Source organism: Bradyrhizobium guangdongense, assembly GCF_006483445.1.
In the GTDB taxonomy this organism is placed as follows: domain Bacteria; phylum Pseudomonadota; class Alphaproteobacteria; order Rhizobiales; family Xanthobacteraceae; genus Bradyrhizobium; species Bradyrhizobium guangdongense_A.
Genome location: NZ_PPPT01000001.1, coordinates 1 through 19964, shown reverse-complemented (window position 1 = coordinate 19964; position 19964 = coordinate 1). Strand labels below are relative to the sequence as shown.

At 64.4% G+C, this 19964-nt stretch carries 20 protein-coding genes and 1 pseudogene; 3 read left to right on the top strand and 18 right to left on the bottom strand.

The window, feature by feature from the left end:
* Nucleotides 1-73: 73 nt before the first annotated feature.
* From C2U70_RS00110 to rpoZ, 14 genes are all read right to left on the bottom strand, one after another.
* A complete protein-coding gene (locus C2U70_RS00110) occupies nucleotides 74-1702 on the bottom strand; it encodes a hypothetical protein (protein ID WP_140975828.1) in 1629 nt (542 codons plus the stop codon).
* Between the two features lie 55 nt (nucleotides 1703-1757).
* Nucleotides 1758-2816, bottom strand: coding sequence for a hypothetical protein (locus tag C2U70_RS00105; RefSeq protein ID WP_140975827.1), 1059 nt, complete (start codon nucleotides 2814-2816; stop codon nucleotides 1758-1760).
* A 171-nt stretch (nucleotides 2817-2987) separates the two neighbouring features.
* Nucleotides 2988-3203, bottom strand: a complete 216-nt coding sequence (locus tag C2U70_RS00100; protein ID WP_140975826.1) for a dodecin family protein — start codon at nucleotides 3201-3203, stop codon at nucleotides 2988-2990.
* 730 nt (nucleotides 3204-3933) lie between these two features.
* Nucleotides 3934-6192, bottom strand: a complete 2259-nt coding sequence (gene parC, locus C2U70_RS00090) for a DNA topoisomerase IV subunit A (RefSeq protein WP_140975825.1) — start codon at nucleotides 6190-6192, stop codon at nucleotides 3934-3936.
* A 63-nt stretch (nucleotides 6193-6255) separates the two neighbouring features.
* Complete coding sequence (locus tag C2U70_RS00085; RefSeq protein WP_140975824.1) at nucleotides 6256-6528, bottom strand: hypothetical protein; 273 nt, start codon at nucleotides 6526-6528, stop codon at nucleotides 6256-6258.
* Nucleotides 6529-6629: 101 nt separating this feature from the next.
* Nucleotides 6630-7385: a DNA repair protein RecO gene (recO, locus tag C2U70_RS00080; protein ID WP_140975823.1), complete on the bottom strand. Its 756-nt coding sequence runs from the start codon at nucleotides 7383-7385 to the stop codon at nucleotides 6630-6632.
* A gap of 81 nt (nucleotides 7386-7466) precedes the next feature.
* A complete protein-coding gene (locus C2U70_RS00075) occupies nucleotides 7467-7847 on the bottom strand; it encodes a hypothetical protein (protein WP_140975822.1) in 381 nt (126 codons plus the stop codon).
* Nucleotides 7848-7878: 31 nt separating this feature from the next.
* The gene (era, locus tag C2U70_RS00070; protein ID WP_140975821.1) at nucleotides 7879-8805 is read right to left on the bottom strand and encodes a GTPase Era; all 927 of its coding nucleotides are present in this window, start codon (nucleotides 8803-8805) and stop codon (nucleotides 7879-7881) included.
* Entirely contained in the window at nucleotides 8795-9613 is an 819-nt protein-coding gene (gene rnc, locus C2U70_RS00065; RefSeq protein ID WP_140975820.1) for a ribonuclease III, read from the bottom strand. Before rnc ends, era begins: the two co-directional genes overlap by 11 nt.
* Nucleotides 9610-10368, bottom strand: a complete 759-nt coding sequence (gene lepB, locus C2U70_RS00060) for a signal peptidase I (protein ID WP_140975819.1) — start codon at nucleotides 10366-10368, stop codon at nucleotides 9610-9612. Before lepB ends, rnc begins: the two co-directional genes overlap by 4 nt.
* Nucleotides 10369-10617: 249 nt before the next feature.
* On the bottom strand, nucleotides 10618-11037 hold the full coding sequence (gene acpS / locus C2U70_RS00055) for a holo-ACP synthase (protein WP_140975818.1): 420 nt from the start codon (nucleotides 11035-11037) through the stop codon (nucleotides 10618-10620).
* The gene (locus tag C2U70_RS00050) at nucleotides 11034-11786 is read right to left on the bottom strand and encodes a pyridoxine 5'-phosphate synthase (RefSeq protein WP_140975817.1); all 753 of its coding nucleotides are present in this window, start codon (nucleotides 11784-11786) and stop codon (nucleotides 11034-11036) included. Before C2U70_RS00050 ends, acpS begins: the two co-directional genes overlap by 4 nt.
* Nucleotides 11787-11826: 40 nt before the next feature.
* The gene (locus C2U70_RS00045) at nucleotides 11827-14118 is read right to left on the bottom strand and encodes a RelA/SpoT family protein (protein ID WP_140975816.1); all 2292 of its coding nucleotides are present in this window, start codon (nucleotides 14116-14118) and stop codon (nucleotides 11827-11829) included.
* Between the two features lie 206 nt (nucleotides 14119-14324).
* A complete protein-coding gene (gene rpoZ, locus C2U70_RS00040) occupies nucleotides 14325-14717 on the bottom strand; it encodes a DNA-directed RNA polymerase subunit omega (protein ID WP_027522935.1) in 393 nt (130 codons plus the stop codon).
* Nucleotides 14718-15043: 326 nt separating this feature from the next.
* Here rpoZ and C2U70_RS00035 point away from each other — a divergent pair, with 326 nt between their 5' ends.
* Entirely contained in the window at nucleotides 15044-15688 is a 645-nt protein-coding gene (locus tag C2U70_RS00035; protein ID WP_140975815.1) for an NYN domain-containing protein, read from the top strand.
* Nucleotides 15669-16349 (top strand): uracil-DNA glycosylase, encoded by a 681-nt coding sequence (locus C2U70_RS00030; RefSeq protein WP_140975814.1) that lies wholly within the window; start codon nucleotides 15669-15671, stop codon nucleotides 16347-16349. The genes C2U70_RS00035 and C2U70_RS00030 overlap by 20 nt, the downstream gene beginning before the upstream one ends.
* On the opposite strand, the gene C2U70_RS00025 is transcribed toward C2U70_RS00030, so the two are convergent.
* The 4 genes from C2U70_RS00025 to dapA are packed head-to-tail and all read right to left on the bottom strand — an operon-like array spanning nucleotide 16346 to nucleotide 18838.
* Nucleotides 16346-16927: a peroxiredoxin gene (locus tag C2U70_RS00025; RefSeq protein WP_140975813.1), complete on the bottom strand. Its 582-nt coding sequence runs from the start codon at nucleotides 16925-16927 to the stop codon at nucleotides 16346-16348. The genes C2U70_RS00030 and C2U70_RS00025 overlap by 4 nt on opposite strands.
* Before the next feature lie 16 nt (nucleotides 16928-16943).
* A complete protein-coding gene (gene smpB / locus C2U70_RS00020) occupies nucleotides 16944-17417 on the bottom strand; it encodes an SsrA-binding protein SmpB (RefSeq protein ID WP_140975812.1) in 474 nt (157 codons plus the stop codon).
* Between the two features lie 58 nt (nucleotides 17418-17475).
* Nucleotides 17476-17892, bottom strand: a complete 417-nt coding sequence (gene mscL, locus C2U70_RS00015) for a large conductance mechanosensitive channel protein MscL (protein ID WP_186293969.1) — start codon at nucleotides 17890-17892, stop codon at nucleotides 17476-17478.
* A 55-nt stretch (nucleotides 17893-17947) separates the two neighbouring features.
* Nucleotides 17948-18838 carry a 4-hydroxy-tetrahydrodipicolinate synthase gene (dapA, locus tag C2U70_RS00010; RefSeq protein WP_140975810.1) on the bottom strand — a complete coding sequence of 297 codons (891 nt, stop codon included), beginning with the start codon at nucleotides 18836-18838 and terminating at the stop codon, nucleotides 17948-17950.
* 282 nt (nucleotides 18839-19120) lie between these two features.
* On the opposite strand from dapA, the pseudogene C2U70_RS00005 reads away from it, so the two are divergent.
* A pseudogene (locus C2U70_RS00005) lies at nucleotides 19121-19964 on the top strand (lytic transglycosylase domain-containing protein); the annotation flags it as partial.

Below are 19964 nucleotides of genomic sequence, written 5' to 3'. Positions count from 1 at the left end.
GCTCCTCGTGATCGTTGCGCCATCGCGCTGCCGGCCGCGAACACGGCAACTTCAAGCCTGCTCCCAGCAGGCTTTAGGCCGCCGCAGCCGCGCGGTTGGGATCGAACTCGCCGTCGCGCATCTCGGGCAGTTGCAGCGCGGGTGGCTCGGCGGGCGACTGCACCGCAGGGCGCTGCGGGGCATTGCAGGTACCGCGCCACTGCTCGATCAGATCGAGATTCGAGTTGGTGCGGAGCGAGGCCTCCAGCGCAGGCATCGCGCTGGCGCCGTCGGCCCCCTGCAAGATCCGGTCGAACCTCTCGGACTTCCCCTGGCGCTGCACTTCCGCCGAAGCCCACAGCAGCGAGCTTGCGGTGCGAATGCCGTGGGTCCGCAGCTTTTCGCGTGCGTTGCCGCCCTCCTTCGGCTTGGGCTGTGGCCCGAGCTGCGTGTAGAGGATGGCCTGGTCGATCCAGTCGATGATCCGCTCCGGCGGCAGCCGCGTGTTCAGCAGCAGCTCGACGATGTCAGCGGTCGCCATGTTGGGGATGTTCTCGATGTCCTCCTCCTCGAGCCTGACTTCGTGCCAGACGGTGAGTCCGTCGAGATCGCTGATCGGCAGTTGCGAGATCATGCTCGGCAGGATGACGCCCGCCGCCTTCTTGAACATCTGCTCCATGACCTGCCAGAGCACGCGCGGGAATACGCCGAACACGAAGCCGGCGAGCAGCAGCAGATGTTCGTTCGCGCTGCTGACCGCCGTGAAGGCCCAGATGCCGATGACGGCCAGAATGATTCGCAGCGAAATCGCGACATAGGCGCTGCCGCCAAGATCCTCCAGCACGTAGCGTCGAAACAGCATCTGCAGGGAGAAGAAATAGGCGCCGAGAAACGCGAGCTGGACCGGCGTGCCGGACGGCGTCAGCGCCTGCACACCCGGACTGTTGGTGAAGGCGACGTCGGCCTGGTACGGCGGCAGCGTCACGAGCCAGCCGAGCGAGATCAGCACCGTTGCGAGCAAGACCGGGACCGTCGCGGTCGAGAGGGTCGTCACGCCGCCGGTATCCGCCCTTGAATATTTGCCGAGATGGCCGTTCAGCACATCCGCATAGACGTTCGGCGCAAGCTCGCCATAGATGGCTTCGAACTTCTGGAGATAGCTCTGGACGCGGCGTCCCCGGATCGCCGCGTCCTCGTTCCGCAACTGGCGCAACAGTCCCAGATGATCGAGATTGACCAGATATTCGTTGAGCAGGCTCGCCTTGCGCGTTCCGACGAAGAGGTACCACATCGCGCCGGGCAGCAGGCACACCACCGCCAGGAACACGCCACGCAGCACCGTGTACTGGTAGAGCTGGCCGAGCGAGGCGACGATGGCCACGATCGACACCAGCACCAGCAGGAAGAATATGAAGAACGCCGCGCGCGTCGACGCCTTGCTCTCCTTCAGCCAGCGCTGCCCGATCGGCATCAGCAGGATCATCAGGACAACGACCGCGACGAGCGTCACGACCGGGATGGTCACCTGGCGTGAGTCCCAGAGGAAATTGCGCACGGGATCCACGAGCAGGATGACGATGAAGACGGTCCCAAAAAATGGAAACAGGTCGAAGAGCGCTTCCACCCGTTTCGCGAAGCCGGACGCCGGCGGAGGCGGCTCAGGAGCTGCAAGGTCCGCCTGAACCGGCTCTTCCGCAGGCGCGGGATTTGGAGTGTCGATCATTGCCAGACCTCCCTTGGTTGCGGGAATGCAGTCTGAACTTGCTAACCTTCCGAACTCATTGCGCACGCGTGGCGTATTTGAGCTCGCCTCCGGCCACATAGGCGATGCTGGTCCTGCCGGCATTGTCGTAGGCAAGCGAGGGCGATCCGGCACTGACCGCGTCGACGGTCTCGACCGTCCAGGTTCCGGTCCGGCTGCGCGAGGCGAGCTTGACGCCGTCGCTATCGGCATAGGCCACGCGGAATTCGTCGCCTTGCGCGGCCGCCGACGGTGTGACGATGTTGTTGATGTTGGTCGCCGCGGCCTCGAGCCTTGCGAACCCGATCGACATGACATGGGCCTTCAGCGTCTTGCTGGCGATGTCGAAATAGGCAAGACACCCGCCGCTGAAGGTCCGCACGATCGAGGTCGGCCGCCGGACGTTGATGAACGGCGAGCCTTCGATCACGGCCGGCGGTGAGAACGTGCCGCTCTCGATATCGACCACGTTCGTCGCGCGGATCGAAATGTCGTCCTGCGGACCGCCGGTCTCGAACAAGCCGACATAGGCGACGAAATATCCTTCCGACGGGTCGAACGCGGCTGATGGCCCGCCGAACACCATCAGGTCGTTCGGGTCGTCCTGCACGGTAACCGGCGTCGGACCGAGATTGCCGGTATGAGCGAAGCCGATGCCGTCGGTTGCCGGATCGACATAGACGAAATAGGCGACATCGCGGCTCTCGGTATCCAGCCGCCCGGGATGGAGCGCAAAGTCGATGGTGCTCACGCCGCCCGGACGGTGGTCCGGCGTCAGTCGCGTGGGGATGTGCGTGAACGACCACTGCCCGCCGCGGTTGACGGCGTGGATCAGGTCGCCGCCGGTCAAGTCGCGGTAGGCGATCTGCGGATTGCCCAGGGAATCGATGGCGATGCGAGGGCGGCTGTCCATGCCGGTGAAGGCGCTCTGCACCACCTCCTGCGTCCAGGTGCCGGCATTGCGCCGCGCAACGACGATCTGGCCCGAGCCGCCCTGCGAGAATACGACGCTGGGGTTGCCGGTCTTGTCGAGCGCGAGACTGACCTCTTCACTGACCCCGCCTGCCACCGTCTCGAACGTGAATGCCGCCGCCATGGCTCGCTCCCGCGTCGAACTCGCTTGATGCAAGCTATCACAATCTCGGCGCGCATTATGTGAAGCGGTTCACCTTTGATGGCGGCGTCATGAGACCGACGCCACAACCTCGCCCCGCATCCGCCTTCGCCCAGGCTTCGACGGACAAGAGCGGGGCGAGGTTGCGTCAGTTCAGGTGCCCTCGAATTTGAACGAGACGCTCAGCTTGGCGCGGAAGGCTTCCACCTTGCCCTGGGCGTCCAGTTGCATGTCGAGTTTGACGACCTCGGCAACGCGGAGGTCCCGGAGAGACTTTCCGGCCTGCTCGACCGCGTTGGCGGCGGCCTTCTCCCAGGACGTGCTGCTGGTGCCGACCAGCTCGATGACCTTGTAAACGCTCTCGGACATGTGTCGTCCTCCCGTTCGTGATGAAGCAGGAAGCAGGTGCTCCCTGCTGGCGCCGAGCCTAACACCGCGACGGGGACGCCGGAAGGATTGCACTGCGTGCGCGCCACAATCTCTTGTGTTGCCCGACAGGCAAATCGCGCCAGCCATGGGTCAATGCGCCGCCTCAAACATATTCCGATTGACCGAAATTTCGGTTCGTCGTAAATCACCGCCATCCCGGCCCAACGGAGAGGGGCGTATCGCGATCGTCACGACATGCGGGCCGGATGGTGGTGGACGCGAGCTAACGTCGCGCGATGTCCGGTTGCAGGGCGGGTCACTCCGTGAGCGCCGGCATCGAGCAGGTACGACGGGCGTTGGTCGCGTACGGCAAAAGCGTGTGGTCCTGACGCCCGGATCTGTGCGTCAAGTCTCGCGGTGATGCAGGCGGCCCGACCGGGCGCGCGCATCAGTCATCCGCGACGACGACGGGGGCAATAGTGCACCGCTCCCCGGGGAGAGCGCGCCATAAGCCGTTCCAACCACTGCGCAGGGAAGGCCGGTTGCTTCGGCCCACCTGTGGTCTTCTCGTTGTGCATTCTTGTTGCACGCGCAGCCTGTCGCACAGCGAGCCAGGGGTGCCAGCCGGCACCCGGTCTTCCCTGCGCCCTCTCTGATTGAGAGGGAAGCAACCAAGCATAGCTCGGGCGAGACAAGCCGCGAGAACACGGAGTCTCGTCCTCTGCAGGCCCTACTCGATCACGCGCCCGAACTTGTTCGACTTCGGAAAACCCTTCGGCGGCAGGCGGCCGGCGTCGGCGCGGGTGCCCTGCCACTCCGCGAGCTCCTTCATGGTCGCCGAGAACTCGCGGCCGGCGGAATCCTTCCAGGTCAGCCCCGCCTTGGCCTCGAACACGGCGACGTCGGACAGGCCGCCATCCTTGTACTTCTGCAGGCGCACGCCGCGCCCGCGCGCCATCTCCGGCACCTGGTCGAGCGGGAAGATCAGCATCTTGCGGTTCTCGCCGATGACCGCGACGGTGTCACCGACCACCTCGGTCACCGTGCGCGCCTCGTTCGGCATCTCGACGTTGAGGACCTGCTTGCCCTTTTTCGTCGTGCCGACGCAGTCGTCCTCGTTGACCACGAAACCCTGGCCCTCGGTGCTGGCGACCAGGAATTTGCGTCCGCCCTTGTTGACGAACAGCGCGACGGGCGCGGCCTCCTGCTCCATGTCGATGAACAGGCGGATCGGCTCGCCATGACCGCGGCCGCCCGGCAGCTTTGCAACATCGAGCGTGTAGAACTTGCCGTTGGTGGCAAACATCAGCAGTTTCGAGGTCGTCTCGGCGAAGAACGCAAAACCGAGCCTGTCGTCCTGCTTGAAGGCCAGCCCCGAGAGATCCTCGACATGGCCCTTCATGGTCCGGATCCAGCCCTTGTCGGAGACGACGACGGTGACCGGCTCGCGCTCGACAAAGGCCTCCTCGATCGCCGCAAGGTCGTGCTCGGGCGCATCTGCAAACGTGGTGCGGCGCTTGCCGAGCGGCGTCTTCGGTCCGAACATGTCGCGGACCTTGCCGACCTGCTCGGCGACCTTTTTCCACTGCTCGGGCTCCGAGGCGAGCAGGCCTTCGATGCCCTTCAGCTCCTTGCGCAGATCCCGGTCTTCGTTGCGGATCTCCATTTCCTCGAGCCTGCGCAGATTGCGCAAGCGCATGTTGAGGATGGCTTCCGCCTGGACCTCGGTAAGCTTGAACGCCTTGATCAGCGCCGGTTTCGGCTCGTCCTCGGTGCGGATGATCTTGATCACCTTGTCGAGGTTGAGATAGGCGACCAGATGGCCGCCGAGGACCTCGAGCCGATGCTCGATCTCGCCCTTGCGGAATTTGGAGCGGCGGATCAGCACGTCGCGGAGATGGTCGAGCCATTCGCGCAGGCACTCCGCGAGCCCCACCACCTTGGGGATGCGGCCCTTGAGCAGCACGTTCAGGTTCAGCGGAATCTTGCTTTCGAGCTCGGTGAGCCGGAACAGCGATTCCATCATCAGAGCGGGATCGACGTTCTTCGACTTCGGCTCGATGACGAGACGGACGTCTTCGGCGGACTCGTCTCTGATATCGCCGACCAGCGGCAGCTTCTTCTGGTCCAGCAGCTCGGCGATCTTCTCGACAATCCGCGACTTCTGCACCAGCCACGGAATCTCGGTCACCACGACGACCCAGGTGCCGCGCGCGCCCTCCTCCTGCTCCCACCGGGAGCGGACACGGAACGAGCCGCGACCGGTGGTGTAGGCCTCCGCGATCGCCTGCTTGGAATCGACGACGATGCCGCCGGTCGGGAAGTCCGGGCCCTTGACCCATTTCAGCAGCGCCTTGGACTTGGCGTCCGGCTTCTCGATCAGATGCAGCGCGGCCTCGCAGAGCTCAGCGGCGTTGTGCGGCGGGATCGAGGTCGCCATACCGACCGCGATGCCCTGCGCGCCATTGGCGAGCAGGTTCGGGAAGCCGCCGGGCAGCACGATCGGCTCTTTCGACTGGCCGTCGTAGTTGGGACGGAACTCGACACCGTCCTCGTCGATGCCGTCGAGCAGCAGCCGCGCGACATCGGTCATGCGCGCTTCGGTGTAACGGTAGGCGGCCGGGTTATCGCCGTCGATATTGCCAAAATTGCCCTGGCCGTCGACCAGCGGATAGCGCGAGGAGAAATCCTGCGCGAGACGCACCATGGCGTCGTAGATCGCCTGGTCGCCATGCGGATGGAACGAGCCCATCACGTCGCCGACGATCTTTGCGGACTTCTTGAAACCCGAGCCGGGGTCGAGCCTGAGCAGGCGCATGCCATAAAGGATGCGCCGGTGCACCGGCTTCAGACCGTCGCGCGCATCGGGCAGCGCGCGGTGCATGATGGTGGAGAGCGCATAGGCGAGATAGCGCTCCTCGAGCGCGTCCCGCAGCGGCACCTCGTGAATTTCAGCCGGCTTCTCCGGCGGAATCAGTCGTTTTCCCATGCCGCCCGGTTAAACCGTGGAAGCGAATCGGGCAAGGAGCGATTGGTTCCCTGTGAGTGGCTCTTAGCCGGCCCAGCCGGCGGTTACGGGCGGCTGGGTCTTGACCGGTGCAGCCGGCGCATTGGCCACACAACGGCGCGCGGCCTCGATCTCGGCCTCCGTCGCGCCATGGGCGCGCGCCCATGTCTCTGCGGCCGCAGCGGAATATTTGGCGACGTAGTACCTGACGACGGTGCACGAAGCGCGGCGGACCAGACCCGGCTGCTCTCCTGCAAATGCCGCATCCGGAGCCAACGCCAGCAGCGCGGCCGACACCACAAATCCTCTGATCAACATTTAGGCTGTCCCCGGTTTGGAACCTGTCCGGCCAACGTTGTTAGCGTGATTTGGTTCCGGCTGAGACCACCCTTATTCGGCAGGGCAGAATCCCGGCCAGCTCATGACGATGTGATCACAGCCTTCGCCTGCCGCCGAATCAGCGCATTGATGAACCCCGCCCGCGCATCGGAATGGCCCTGGCCACGGGGCTCCAGCACATGGCGGAGCAGGAAATGACCCGTGAGCTGAAATCCGTCCAGCAAGTCGGCGTCCGACCAGCCCTCGCCGTAGTCCTCGCCCTGGCGCAGGAACGCCGGCAACCGCAACAGCCGGTCGCGCCAGGCATCGCCCGCGCCGCGCGAGACCGCGCCGCCAGATTTCGGCGAGACATAGATCAGCTCCGTGGTCTCGCCTGTCGCCGCGCAATTCTCCAGGTCGAGCCCGAAACCGAGCTCGGCGAGCATCGCGAGCTCGAAGCGGATCAGGTGCGCGGCGGCGGCACCGATGTCGTCAAAATCGTCGAGCGCATATTCGAGCAGCGCAAAGATGTCCTCGTGCGGATCCCGCTCCGGCAGCAATCGCGCGACCGCGGCAAGATGCGTCACGCCGTAAACCCCGTGCGACGACGTCAGCAGGGTCGCGGCGCGCAGCCGCAAGCCTTCGATCGCGTAGGTGCCGAGATGCTCGTCGAGCCGCGCTCGCCACACCGCACTCACGCTGTTGCCGGGCTGCAGCAACGGCCGCATCCGCGATCCGGCACCGCCGCGCACGAGACCGAGATGCCGGCCATGCTCGCGCGTCAGCAGCTCGACGATGGCGCTACTCTCGCCATGCCGCCGCACCCCCAGCACGATGCCTTCGTCGGTCCATTCCATGGCACGGAGCCTACCGCATTTCGCGGTGCCGTAGGGTGGGCAAAGCGAAGCGTGCCCACCAATTTGATCACACCGCCCAGTTCACGCGTTGAACCAGCCCTTCGCATCGCCCGTAAAGGACGCATAGAGCCCGACCGCGGTCACCACGCAGGATACGATCTCGATGGCGCTGTCGAGCGCGAGGCCGACCTCGTTGATCCGCACGCCGAGCGAAGGCACCGAGAGCGCCAGCGCCACCGCCAGCACCCAGCGCGCCCAGTTCTTGCGCCGCTGCGACGCGAGCCAGACCACGTAGACGAACACCATGATCATCACGGCGCTGAGCAGCGTACCCGTCATGATCGCCTGCTCGGTCCGCTCCCGCGTCGGCGTCCGGTCCTCGAACGCAACGGAGAGCGCGTCCAGCATCAGCGATGCGTACATCAGCACTTCGAAATACAGGACGTTGCGGGGCACGTTCATCGGAGACCGCTCAACCCCTCATCATTGCTAATCATTCTTTGGGAAACTCGAGGCCCATCTCGCGGTAGCGGTCGGGATCGTCGCCCCAGTTCTCGCGCACCTTGACGAACAGGAACAGATGTACGGGAACACCGAGGATGTCAGTGAGCTCCCTGCGCGAGTCCGCGCCGATCGACTTGATGGTGGCACCGCCCTTGCCGAGCACGATCTTGCGCTGGCTCTCGCGCTCGACATAGATCGTTTGCTCGATCCGGACGGACTTGTCCTTGCGCTCCTCCCACTTCTCGGTTTCGACCGTGGACTGGTAGGGCAATTCCTGGTGCAACTTCTGATAGATCTTCTCGCGGGTGATCTCGGCCGCCAACTGCCGCATCGGTGCGTCCGACATCTGGTCCTCGGGATAGAGGAAGGGACCTGCCGGCACCATCTCGGCCAGCGCCTTCCTGATGTCGTCGACGCCGTCGCCCGAGAGCGCGGAAATCATGAAGGTCTTTGCGAACTTGATACGCTCGTTCGCAGCCTGCGCCAGCGCCAAGAGCTTTTCGCGCTGGACCAGGTCGACCTTGTTCAGCACCAAAATCTTCTCGTGACCGACGCTTGCGACCTTGTTGAGGATCGCGTCCGCCTCCTCGTCGAGGCCGGACTTGGCATCAATGAGCACGCAGACAAGATCGGCGTCATGCGCCCCGCTCCAGGCCGTCGACACCATGGCGCGGTCGAGCCGGCGCTTGGGCAGGAAGATGCCGGGCGTATCGACCAGGATGATCTGCGCGTTGTTCTCGATGACGATGCCGCGGATCAGCGCGCGCGTCGTCTGCACCTTCTTCGAGACGATCGTGACCTTGGCACCGACCAGGGCGTTGACCAGCGTCGACTTGCCGACATTGGGGGCGCCGATCAGCGCCACGAAGCCGCAGCGCGTTTCGACGGGCGTGCCGCCGCTGGTTTCAGCCGTCATTGCCGCCGCCAACGCCTTCGCGTTCAATCATGACCGACGCCGCAACCTTCTCAGCGGCGCGCTTGCTGCCGCCGACGCCTTCGGCCGAAACCAGCCCCGGCAGGTCGACGGCGACACGGAACTGCGGGTCGTGATGCGGCCCGGTGCGCTCCACCTCGCGGTAAACCGGCGTCGGCAGCCCCTTCCCCTGCGCCCATTCCTGCAGCACGGTCTTGGGATCGCGCAGCGGCCGCCGCGGCTTGTGCATGCGCTCGGTCCAGTTGCGTTTGACGAACTCGGCCGCCGCTGTGTAACCACCGTCGAGATAGACGGCGCCGATCACGGCTTCGCAGATGTCGCCGAGCACCGATTTGCGCAGACGCGCGTCCGCGCTCGCGCCGACCGAGCCGAGCTTGATGTCGTCGAGCAGGCCGAGCGACTTCGCAACGTCGGCGCAGCTCTCCTTGCGCACGAGCTCGGCGAGCCGCTTCGACAGCTCGCCTTCGTCCGCGTTCGGGAAGGCAACGTAGAGCATGTCGGAGACGACGAGCCCGAGCACGTGGTCGCCGAGGAATTCGAGCCGCTGATAGCTGTCGCCGCGCTTGCGTCCGGACTTGAGCGCCGAGACGTGCGTGATCGCCTGGGTCAAGAGATTCGGATCGGCAAAGGCGTGGCCGATGCGCGCCTCGACCGCCGCCGTCGCGCCCTTGGCCTTGGCTGCACCCCTGGCCCGCTTCTTCTTTGCGGGCGTTTTGGGAGCGGCCCCGCCTTCAGGGTTCGCTTCAACAGCGATCGGTTGGGTCGCGATGTCCTTGGCTTCGTCTTTCATCGGACGATTTTGAACAGCCGGGCCCAGCGCACCGCCACCGGCCAGCGCCAGAACATCCAGGCGTGTTCACCCTCAGCGATGGAGAAAAAGATCATTTGAGCGCGACCGATCAGGTTTTCCTGCGGCACGTAGCCGACCTGCGACTGCACGCGGCTGTCGGTGGAATTGTCGCGGTTGTCGCCCATCATGAAGAAATGGCCGGCCGGAACCGTGTAGACGTTGGTGTTGTCGTAGAAGCCGTTGTCGACGCAGTCGAGCGTCTCGTACGACACGCCGTTCGGCAGCGTCTCCTTCCAGCGCTTCACCCGCGCCGTCGCGTCCGACCCGCACGGGTCTTCGCCGATGAAGTCGCTGAGGCGCTCGCGCTGCACGGGCACGTCGTTGATGTAAAGCAACCCCTCCCGCATCTGGACGCGGTCGCCCGGCAGCCCGATCACCCGCTTGATGTAGTCGGTGGTGTCATCCTTCGGCAGACGGAACACCACGATGTCGCCGCGGTTCGGATCCGAGCCCCAGATGCGACCGGAGAACAGCGGCGGCGAGAACGGAATCGAGTAGTGGCTGTAGCCGTAGGAGTATTTCGAGACGAACAGATAGTCGCCGACCAGCAGCGTCGCCTTCATCGAGCCGGAGGGAATGTTGAACGGCTGGAACAGGAAGGTGCGGATCACCAGCGCGATCAGGAGCGCATGAATCACGACGCGGATGGTTTCGCCGATGCCGCTCTCAGATTTGGGTTCCGAAGTCACGCTCATTGCTTTCCCAGTTCCGGCCGGCGCTCGCAGAATGCCCTCTGCCCGCGCTCAGCCCCGTCGCTTCGCGGCGCAAGAGATTGTCCTGATTCTGATAGTGAGGGCCAATTCCGGCGTAAAGCCGAATTCGCCCTTAAAGATCTGACGCCGCGGACTTTTAGACGGTTGTCGGCGGCCGCGCAACGAAGCGCTTCATCAAAATTCTACAAACCATTGATATTACTTAGTTATTTTAATTGCAGACGTTTGCGCTCAGGGCTTCGCCTGCGGAACGGCGGAAATGATGACGAAGGCCTGCGCCAGCGGCCAGTCGTCGGTGATCGACAGGTCGATCCGGGCCTCGAAGCCGTCAGGCGTCAGCGCCTGAAGCCGAGCCAGCGCCCCGCCGGTCAGTTGCATGGTCGGCCGCCCCCCCGGCAGGTTGACCACGCCCATGTCCCGCCACCAGACCCCGCGCCGGATGCCGGTGCCCAGCGCCTTGGAGCAGGCCTCCTTGGCGGCGAAGCGCTTGGCATAGGTCGCTACCACCATCTTCTCGTTCTTGGCACGCCGCTCGGCCTTGGCCCGCTCGGCCTGCGTGAAGATGCGGTCGAGGAAGCGTTCGCCGTGTCGCTCGATCACCTTGGCGACGCGGGTGATGTCGATCAGGTCGGAGCCGATGCCGATGATCATGCCCGGCTCCGGCCGCGATCCATAGCCGCGCGCATGCTGCGGACGGTCTCGGCGAGCCCGACAAATAGCGCCTCACCCATCATGAAGTAGCCGATGTTGAGCTCCATGATCTCAGGCAGGCCGGCGATCTTCTCCGCCGTCGCATAGTCGAGTCCGTGTCCGGCATGGACCTCCAGGCCTGCGGCTTTCGCCAGCTTTGCGCCCGCGATGATCCGCTGCCACTCGGCTTCGGCCTTCTCGGCGTGCCCATCGACGACGGCATCGCACCAGGCACCGGTGTGGATCTCGATGACCGGCGCGCGCAGCCGCGCCGCCATCTCGATCTGCGCGGGGTCGGCAGCGATGAACAGCGACACCCTTATGCCGGCATCGTTCAGCCGCGCGATGTAGGGCGCGAGCGCATTGTGCTGGCCGACCACGTCGAGGCCGCCTTCGGTGGTGACTTCCTGCCGGCGCTCCGGCACCAGACAGACCGCATGCGGCTTGGTGGCGAGCGAGATTCGCATCATGTCGTCGGTCGCCGCCATCTCGAAATTCAGCGGCTTGGAAATCTCGGCCTTCAGCCGCGCCATGTCCTCGTCGCGGATATGCCTGCGGTCCTCGCGCAGATGCGCGGTGATGCCGTCGGCGCCGGCCTCGATCGCAATCAGCGCCGCACGCACCGGATCCGGATTGCGCCCGCCCCGCGCGTTACGCAGGGTCGCGACATGATCGACATTGACGCCGAGGCGAAGCGGAGTTGCGGGCATGGTCGGGACTCACGAATCCGGGAACAGGCGAGGTGTGCGCCTATCCATTAACACGTTCAACGCGGGCGACGACCGCCTTCGCACGCAACTGAGCCAGGATCGCGCTCAGGTGCTTCAAATCGTAGACCTCGAGATCGATCGTGGTCTCCGTGAAGTCGGGCGAACGGCGCTGCATACTGATGTTGTCGATATTGCCGTCATGCTCGGCGATGACGGTCGCGATCTGCGCCAGCGCGCCGGGCTCGTTGACGTTCTCGACCCTGATGCGGGCCGGGAAGCGCTGCGGCGCGGAGTCCTCGATGTCCCAGCGTACGTCGAGCCAACGTTCCGGCTCCTCCTCGAAATCCTTCAGGGCGGGCGACTGGATCGGATAGATGGTGATTCCCTCGCCCGGCGTGACGATGCCGACGATGCGGTCGCCGGGCACGGCGCCGCCGTTCGGGGCGAATTTCACCGGCAGGTCTGAGTTGATGCCGCGGATCGGGATCGCCGGCGGGCCCTTCTTGGGCTCCGGGATCACCTTCTCCTTGATTTTTGCCGCCAGCCCCTTCTTCACGCCGTAGCGCGCAACGCGCTCTTCCCGGTAGTCGGGATACATGGCGCGCGCGACGTCGGAGGCCTTGATCTCGCCGCGACCGACCGCCGCCATGACGTCCTCGATCGAGGTGCGCGCGAGCCGTGGCAGCGCGCCCTTCAGCTTGTCGTCGGCGTAGTCGATCTTGGCACGCTCGAACAGGCGCTCGACGATACGCCGGCCGAGCCCGGCATATTGGTCGCGCACGGCGGTGCGCGTCGCGCGGCGGATCGCAGCGCGCGCCTTGCCGGTGACCGCGAGCGATTCCCAGGCCGAGGGCGGCGCCGATTGCGCCTCGGAGGTCAGGACCTCGACCTCGTCGCCGTTCTGGAGCTCCGAGGACAAAGGCGCGAACTTGCCGTTGATCTTGCAGCCCACCGCGCTGTTGCCGACGTCGGTGTGCACGGCATAGGCAAAGTCGATCACATTGGCGTGGCGCGGCAGCGCGATCAGCTTGCCCTTCGGGGTGAAGCAGAACACCTGGTCGTGGAACAACTCGAGCTTGGTGTGCTCGAGGAACTCCTCGGGATTCGCGCTCTCCGACAGGATGCCGATGGTGTGGCGCAGCCAGGCAAAGGCATTGGATTCGCGCTTGAGGAATTCGGTCGGCGAGCCCACCCCCTCCTTGTAGAAGACGTGCGCGGCGATACCGCGCTCGGCGATCTGGTCCATCGCCTCGGTGCGAATCTGCAACTCGACGCGCTGATTACCGGGGCCGATCACCGTGGTGTGGATCGAGCGGTAGTCGTTCTGCTTGGGCGTCGAGATGTAGTCCTTGAAGCGCCCCGGCACGACCGGCCAGGTCGTGTGGACGATGCCGAGCGCGCGGTAGCAGGCCTCGACGTCATTCACGACGACGCGAAACCCGAAGATGTCGGACAATTGCTCGAAGCCGACGGACTTGCGCTCCATCTTGGTCCAGATCGAGAACGGCTTTTTACGCCGGCCGTAGACCCGCGCGCCCAAACCGCGGTGGCGCAGATTATTCGAGAGCTGGGCCTCGATCTCGCCGATCAAATTGCGGTTGCGCTCGGCGAGCGCATCGAGCCGCTGCATCACCACCGCATAGGCTTCGGGATCCAGCGTGCGGAAGGACAAATCCTCCAGCTCCTCGCGCATCTCCTGCATGCCCATACGCCCCGCAAGCGGCGCATAGATGTCGAGCGTCTCCTCGGCGATGCGGCGGCGCGATTCCGTCGGCACGAATTCCAGCGTGCGCATGTTGTGCAGGCGATCGGCGAGCTTGACCAGGAGAACCCGGACGTCGTCGGCGATCGCGAGCAGCAGCTTGCGCAGGTTCTCGGCCTGCTTGGCCTCCCGCGACACCAGCTCGAGTCGCTTCAGCTTGGTCAGGCCCTCGACCAGCGCGCCGATCTCGGGCCCAAAGATCTGATCGATCTCGGCGCGAGTCGCCTCCGTGTCCTCGATCGTGTCGTGCAGCAGCGCAGCGACGATGGTCGCATCGTCCAGCTTCAGATCGGTGAGAATCGCCGCCACTTCGAGCGGGTGCGAGAAATACGGGTCGCCGGAGGCTCGGGTCTGCGAGCCATGCGCCTTCATGGCGTAGACATAGGCGCGGTTCAGCAGGTCTTCGTTGGTGGCGGGATTGTACGACCTGACGCGCTCGACGAGGTCATATTGACGCATCATGCGGGCGCGCGGCTTCGGCGGCCGCGCCGCGGCCGGTGCAGTGGGGGCCACGGCAACCGATTCGGTCGCGGCCTGCATCTGCGTTTGTTTCCGGCGCCGATACACCATGCATTCCTGCCTTCAAACGGGCCGAAAGCCAGCCCGTTGCATCCATCTTAACGCCAACCCTGCCGTCGTCCGATCACATCGAAGACAGCTTTCGCATCATCCCACAAGTCTATCGTAACCATGAAAAGGTCAACAAAAGCAAAGGCCCGAACCTAGGTCCGGGCCTTTGTGAAATTCGATGATCGCCGTTCAGCAAGATGGGACGATTACTCGTCCTCCTCGGGCTGCTCCTCGGGCGGCGCCAGGCCTTCGAGACCCTTGAGGAGTTCCTCTTCGGTCATGCGCTCGACCGCGACCTCGGTGTCGTCGGCGTCGACGCTGGCGCCGGCCGAGCCGATCAGGGGCACGGTATCGGGCTCCGGCTCGTCCACCTCGACAAATTTCTGCAGGGAATGGACCAGCTCCTCGCGGAGGTCCTCCGGCGAAATGGTCTGGTCGGCAATTTCGCGCAAAGAGACAACAGGGTTCTTGTCGTTATCGCGGTCAACCGTTAGTTGTGATCCTGACGAGATCATGCGGGCGCGGTGGGCGGCCAGCAGGACCAAGTCAAACCGGTTGTCGACCTTGTCGATACAATCTTCTACGGTGACGCGAGCCATGGACTGTCGCTCCGCTCTGGGTGGGATCAAATATGTCGATGATGCGGGCTAGTTATAGGGGCTGGGCCCAATACGCAAGGTCATTTTGTGATTTGGCCTCGCCAAACGGCTCTGCTAACCCCACATTGGGGCTGGGATCGGGCGTTTTCGGGGGTGCCAAGGCGGGCGACCCCGGACGGGCAGGCGCTCGCCTTAGCTATGCCTTTATTGCCCCGGCTTTTCCGGATTTACGGGTTCGACGGGTTCTGGCAGCACTTTGATCTGCGCGGCGTGCTGCCGCCGCGCCAACAATAAACGATTGTCACAGACACTACGCGAGCAACTGAATGTCACCTTCTCCAACAAATAAGATCGCGCTCTTCATCGATGGGGCCAATCTGTATGCCACGGCGAAAACCCTTGGTTTCGACATCGATTACAAGCGCCTTCTGAAGGAATTTCAGAGCCGCGGGACGCTCCTTCGCGCGTTCTATTACACCGCCATCATCGAGGACCAGGAATACTCCTCGATCCGTCCGCTGATCGACTGGCTGGACTACAACGGCTACACCGTCGTCACCAAGGCAACCAAGGAATTCATCGACGCCTCCGGCCGCCGCAAGGTCAAGGGCAACATGGATATCGAGCTTGCGGTCGACGCCATGGAGCTCGCCGAGCACATCGACCAGATGGTGCTGTTCTCGGGTGACGGCGACTTCCGCTCGTTGGTCGAGGCCGTACAGCGCCGCGGCGTCCGGGTGACCGTCATTTCGACCATCGCCAGCCAGCCGCCGATGATCGCCGACGAGCTGCGCCGCCAGGCCGACGTCTTCACCGACCTCGTCGAGCTGCAGTCCAAGCTTGGCCGCGACCCGTCCGAACGCCCCGCCCCGCGCGACCGCGGCGAGCGTGAGCCGCGTCATCACGCGCCGCAGTTCCTGCAGCGCGCGACCACGATGGCGCCGAGGGGCGATGACGACTTCGAGGAGTGAGACGGGCCGGTCCGGCCGCAAGGCCCCCGCCCCCACCCTCGTCCCCGACCGTGACTGTCCGCTCTGCCCGCGCCTGGTTGCCTTTCGCGAGGCAAACCGGGCGCGTGAGCCGTTGTGGCACAATGCACCAGTTGCTCCCTTCGGCGATATCAAGGCGCGCCTGCTGATCGTCGGGCTCGCGCCGGGCATGCAGGGCGCCAACCGCACGGGCCGGCCGTTCACGGGCGACTATGCCGGCGACTTGCTCTACGCGACGCTGATCGAATACGGCTTTGCCAAGGGCGTCTATCAGGCGCGACCGGACGACGGAATGAAGCTGGTGGACTGCCGGATCGCCAATGCCGTGCACTGCGTGCCGCCACAGAACAAGCCGCTGCCGCTGGAGATCAACACCTGCCGCCAGTTCCTCGTGGCGAACCTGGAAACGATGCCGAACCTGCGCGCCATCGTCGCGTTGGGGCGGATTGCGCACGACAGCGTGCTCAAGCCGCTGAAGTTGAAGGCCGCGCAAGCGCCGTTCGGCCATGGCGCGGTCCACCAGGCGGGTGCGTTCCGCCTCTACGACAGCTATCATTGCTCGCGCTACAACACGAACACCGGCGTGCTGACGCCTGACATGTTCCGCAGGGTCTTCGCGAAGATAAAAGCTGACCTCGATTAAGCCTTGGCCGGATTGGCCTTCAGCCAGTCCAGGACGTCGCCGGCGTTCCGGTCCGGAGGAAATACCGGATAGAACACGTGGCTGATGCGGGCGTCGTCGATGATCAGCGCGAGCCGCTTGATCAGCGTGAGCCCTGCAACCTCCATCGTCGGCAGCTTCAGCGCGCTTGTCATCTCGAGCTTTTCGTCGGAGAGCACCGGGAACGGCAGATGCAGGCGCGAGGCCATCTCGGTCTGGTATTCGTTGCTCTGGGTCGACAGGCCGTAGACCTGCGCGGCGCCGGCGGCCTTCAACTCGGCAAAGAGATCGCGGAAGGCGCAGGTCTGCGGCGTGCAGCCGCGCGCACCGGGGATCATGTCCCAGTCGTCGACCAGCGCGATCTTGCCGGGCTCACCGGTGCGCGGATAGGCGAACACCACCGTCCGGCCGCGCAGGGCCGACAGCTTCACCGACGTGTCGTTGGTCGCGAGCAGGCTGACCGGAGGGATCGACATGCCCTTCAGATGTGCCGCGCCGCCGTCATCCGATGGCGCCGGGATCGTGCTCCAGTCGACCTCGAGCAGGTTGCGCTGAGTCATTGCCTGTCCCTCGGCATCATCCCCTCGCCCGCATCAGGCGGCCCTTTTCCCGACCCCAGTCGCGCTTCTTCGCGGTCTCGCGCTTGTCGTGCAGCTTCTTGCCCTTGGCGACCGCAAGCTGAAGCTTTGCGCGCCCGCGCTCGTTGAAATAGAGCTTGAGCGGGATCAGCGTCATGCCCTCGCGATCGACGGCACCGATCAGCTTGTTGATCTGCTTGCGGTGGAGCAGCAATTTGCGCGGCCGCTTCGGCTCGTGATTGAAGCGGTTGGCCTGGAGATACTCGGGAATATTGGCATTGATCAGCCAGATCTCGCCGTTTTTCGAATCGGCGTAGGACTCCGCGATCGTTGTCTTGCCGTTGCGGATCGACTTGACCTCGGTGCCGGTCAGCGCGATGCCGGCCTCGACCGTGTCCTCGATCGCGTAGTTGAAGCGCGCCTTGCGGTTTTCCGCCACGACCTTGATGGGGCGTTCGTTCTTGTCGGCCATAACGGAAAAACCTGAGCATTTGCGCGCGCACGCTAACAGTTCGGATGAAGTGCGCGCGTCAAGACTTCTTGAGGAGATCGCGGATCTCGGTCAGCAGTTCGACCTCGCGCGACGGCTTTGGCGGAGCGGCAGGTGCTGCCTCCTCCTTGCGCTTCAGCGTGTTCATGGCGCGGATCACCAGGAACAGCACGAAAGCGACGATGATGAAGTTGATCGTCAAGGTCAGGAAGTTGCCCCAAGCCAACACCGCGCCTTGCTTTTTCGCGTCGGCGAGGTTGGTGGCGGTGACGGCCTTCGACAGGCCGGTGAAGTAGTTGGAGAAGTCGAGGCCGCCGGTGACGGCGCCGATCAGCGGCATGATCACGTCGCCGACCAGCGAGGTGACGATAGCGCCGAAGGCCGCGCCGATGATGACACCGACCGCAAGGTCGACGACATTGCCCTTCATGGCAAACTCACGGAACTCCGTGAGCATCTTCCTGCCCTTGTCCTCGACAGCGCTCATGAACGGCGTCTCCCCCGGCTTGACGTCAGTTGATCAGGCCCGCATGGACCATGGCGCTACGCACCGCGACGCGTGTCGGCTCGGTGACCGGCACCATCGGCAGCCGCAAAGTCTCGTCCATCTTGCCGAGCAGCGACATCGCATATTTGATCGGCGCCGGATTGCTCTCGATGAAAAGGTTGTTGTGCAGCGGCATTAGCTTGTCATGCAGCTTTAAGGCGGTTGCGTGGTCGCCCTTCTGCCAGGCGGCGTGGAATTCCGAGCACAGGCGCGGCGCGACGTTCGAGGTCACGGAGATGCAGCCATGGCCGCCATGGGCCATGTAACCGATGATGGTCGCGTCCTCGCCGGAGAGCTGGTTGAAGTCCTCGCCCATCGCCGCGCGCTGCTGCGACACCCGCACCATGCTGGCGGTGGCGTCCTTGACGCCGGCGATGTTCTTCAGCTCCCACAGCCGCTTCATGGTGTCGACCGACATGTCGATCACCGAGCGTCCGGGGATGTTGTAGATAATGATCGGAATACCAATGGCATCGTTGATCGCCTTGAAGTGCTGGTAGAGCCCTTCCTGGGTCGGCTTGTTGTAGTACGGCGTCACGACCAGCACGGCGTTGGCGCCCGCCTTCTCGGCATGCTCGGCCAATTCGACGGCCTCGCGCGTCGAGTTCGATCCGGCGCCGGCGATCACGGGCACCTTGCCCTTGGCCTCTTCGATGCACCATTCGACGACCTTCTTGTGCTCATCATGGCTCAGCGTCGGGCTCTCGCCTGTGGTGCCGACCGGCACCAGCCCGTGGGTGCCCTCGGAAATCTGCCAGTTGACCAGCGACCGGAAGGCGCCTTCATCGAGCGAACCGTTTTTGAACGGCGTGACCAAGGCGGTGAACGACCCCCGGAATTTCGTCTTGGCTGCCATGGACTTCCTCCGTACGCATGCTGGCCTGAAAGCAAGCGTCATTCATATCGGGTCTGTCCTGCTGGTAAAAGGGCTGCCCCGGAATGACGCACCGTTTAGGCCGCGATTTTGCCGCGGTGATGGTGCAAACACGGCGCCGGTAAGCGGCTGTTGGTATTTTGTCCGCATATTCAATCAAATAGAGCTAAGTCTTGAGCCACTTGACTGATTCGGGGGCGACGTAACGCCGTGATCTCCTTTCCGCCTGCCCTATGGCGATCCGCCGGTCTGGTCGCGTGCCTGATGGCAGGCCTGTCGATCGGCTGCGCCGCCCTGGCCAAGTCCAATGAGACGCCAGACACAGCGGCAAAGGACACCGCAAAGCCCGCCGCCAAGGACAACACGAAGGGATCGGCCAAAGGGTCGGCCAAGGACGCTGGCAAGGAACCAGCCAAGGGCGCGAGCAAGGGAACCGCTTCCGCCGCAGCCAAGGATGGCGCCAAGAAACCTGCCAAGGATGCCGGCAAGGACACCAGGAAGGACAAGCCAAAACCTGCGACGGCTGCGGCGTCCAAATCAGGATCGACCGCGAACGCGCCGGCCCCCAAGTCCGCACCGGCCGTAACGGCCACCGTCAGACCTGCTGCCCCCGCTGCCAAGCCGCTCGCGGCTCCCGTCCTGGCGCCCGCCACGCGTCAGCATGCCACGCCGCGCAAGCCGGTGACGCCGGCCGCAATTGCGGCGACGTCGTCGACCTCGCAGGCCGACAAGGCCGCGCTCGAGAACGTCTTCGAGCTCGTCGGCAAGCGCAGGCAGAGCGAGGCCACCGACGTCGAGGCGACGATCTCGGATCCCGTGGCGCGCAAGCTTGCCGAATGGGTCATCCTGCGCAGCGAGAGCAACGGCGTCAGCGTCGAGCGCTATCGCAATTTCATCACCGCCAATCCGAGCTGGCCGTCGCAGACTTTCATGCGCCGGCGGCTCGAGGCCGCATTGTGGGACGACAAGCGCGACGAATCCGCTGCATGGTCGTGGTTCGAGAACGAATCTCCCCTATCGGCCAAGGGCCGCTTCGTGCTCGCGAGAGCGATGCTGGCGCGCGGCGACCGCGCCAATGCCGAGCGGCTGGTGCGCGAGGCCTGGCGCA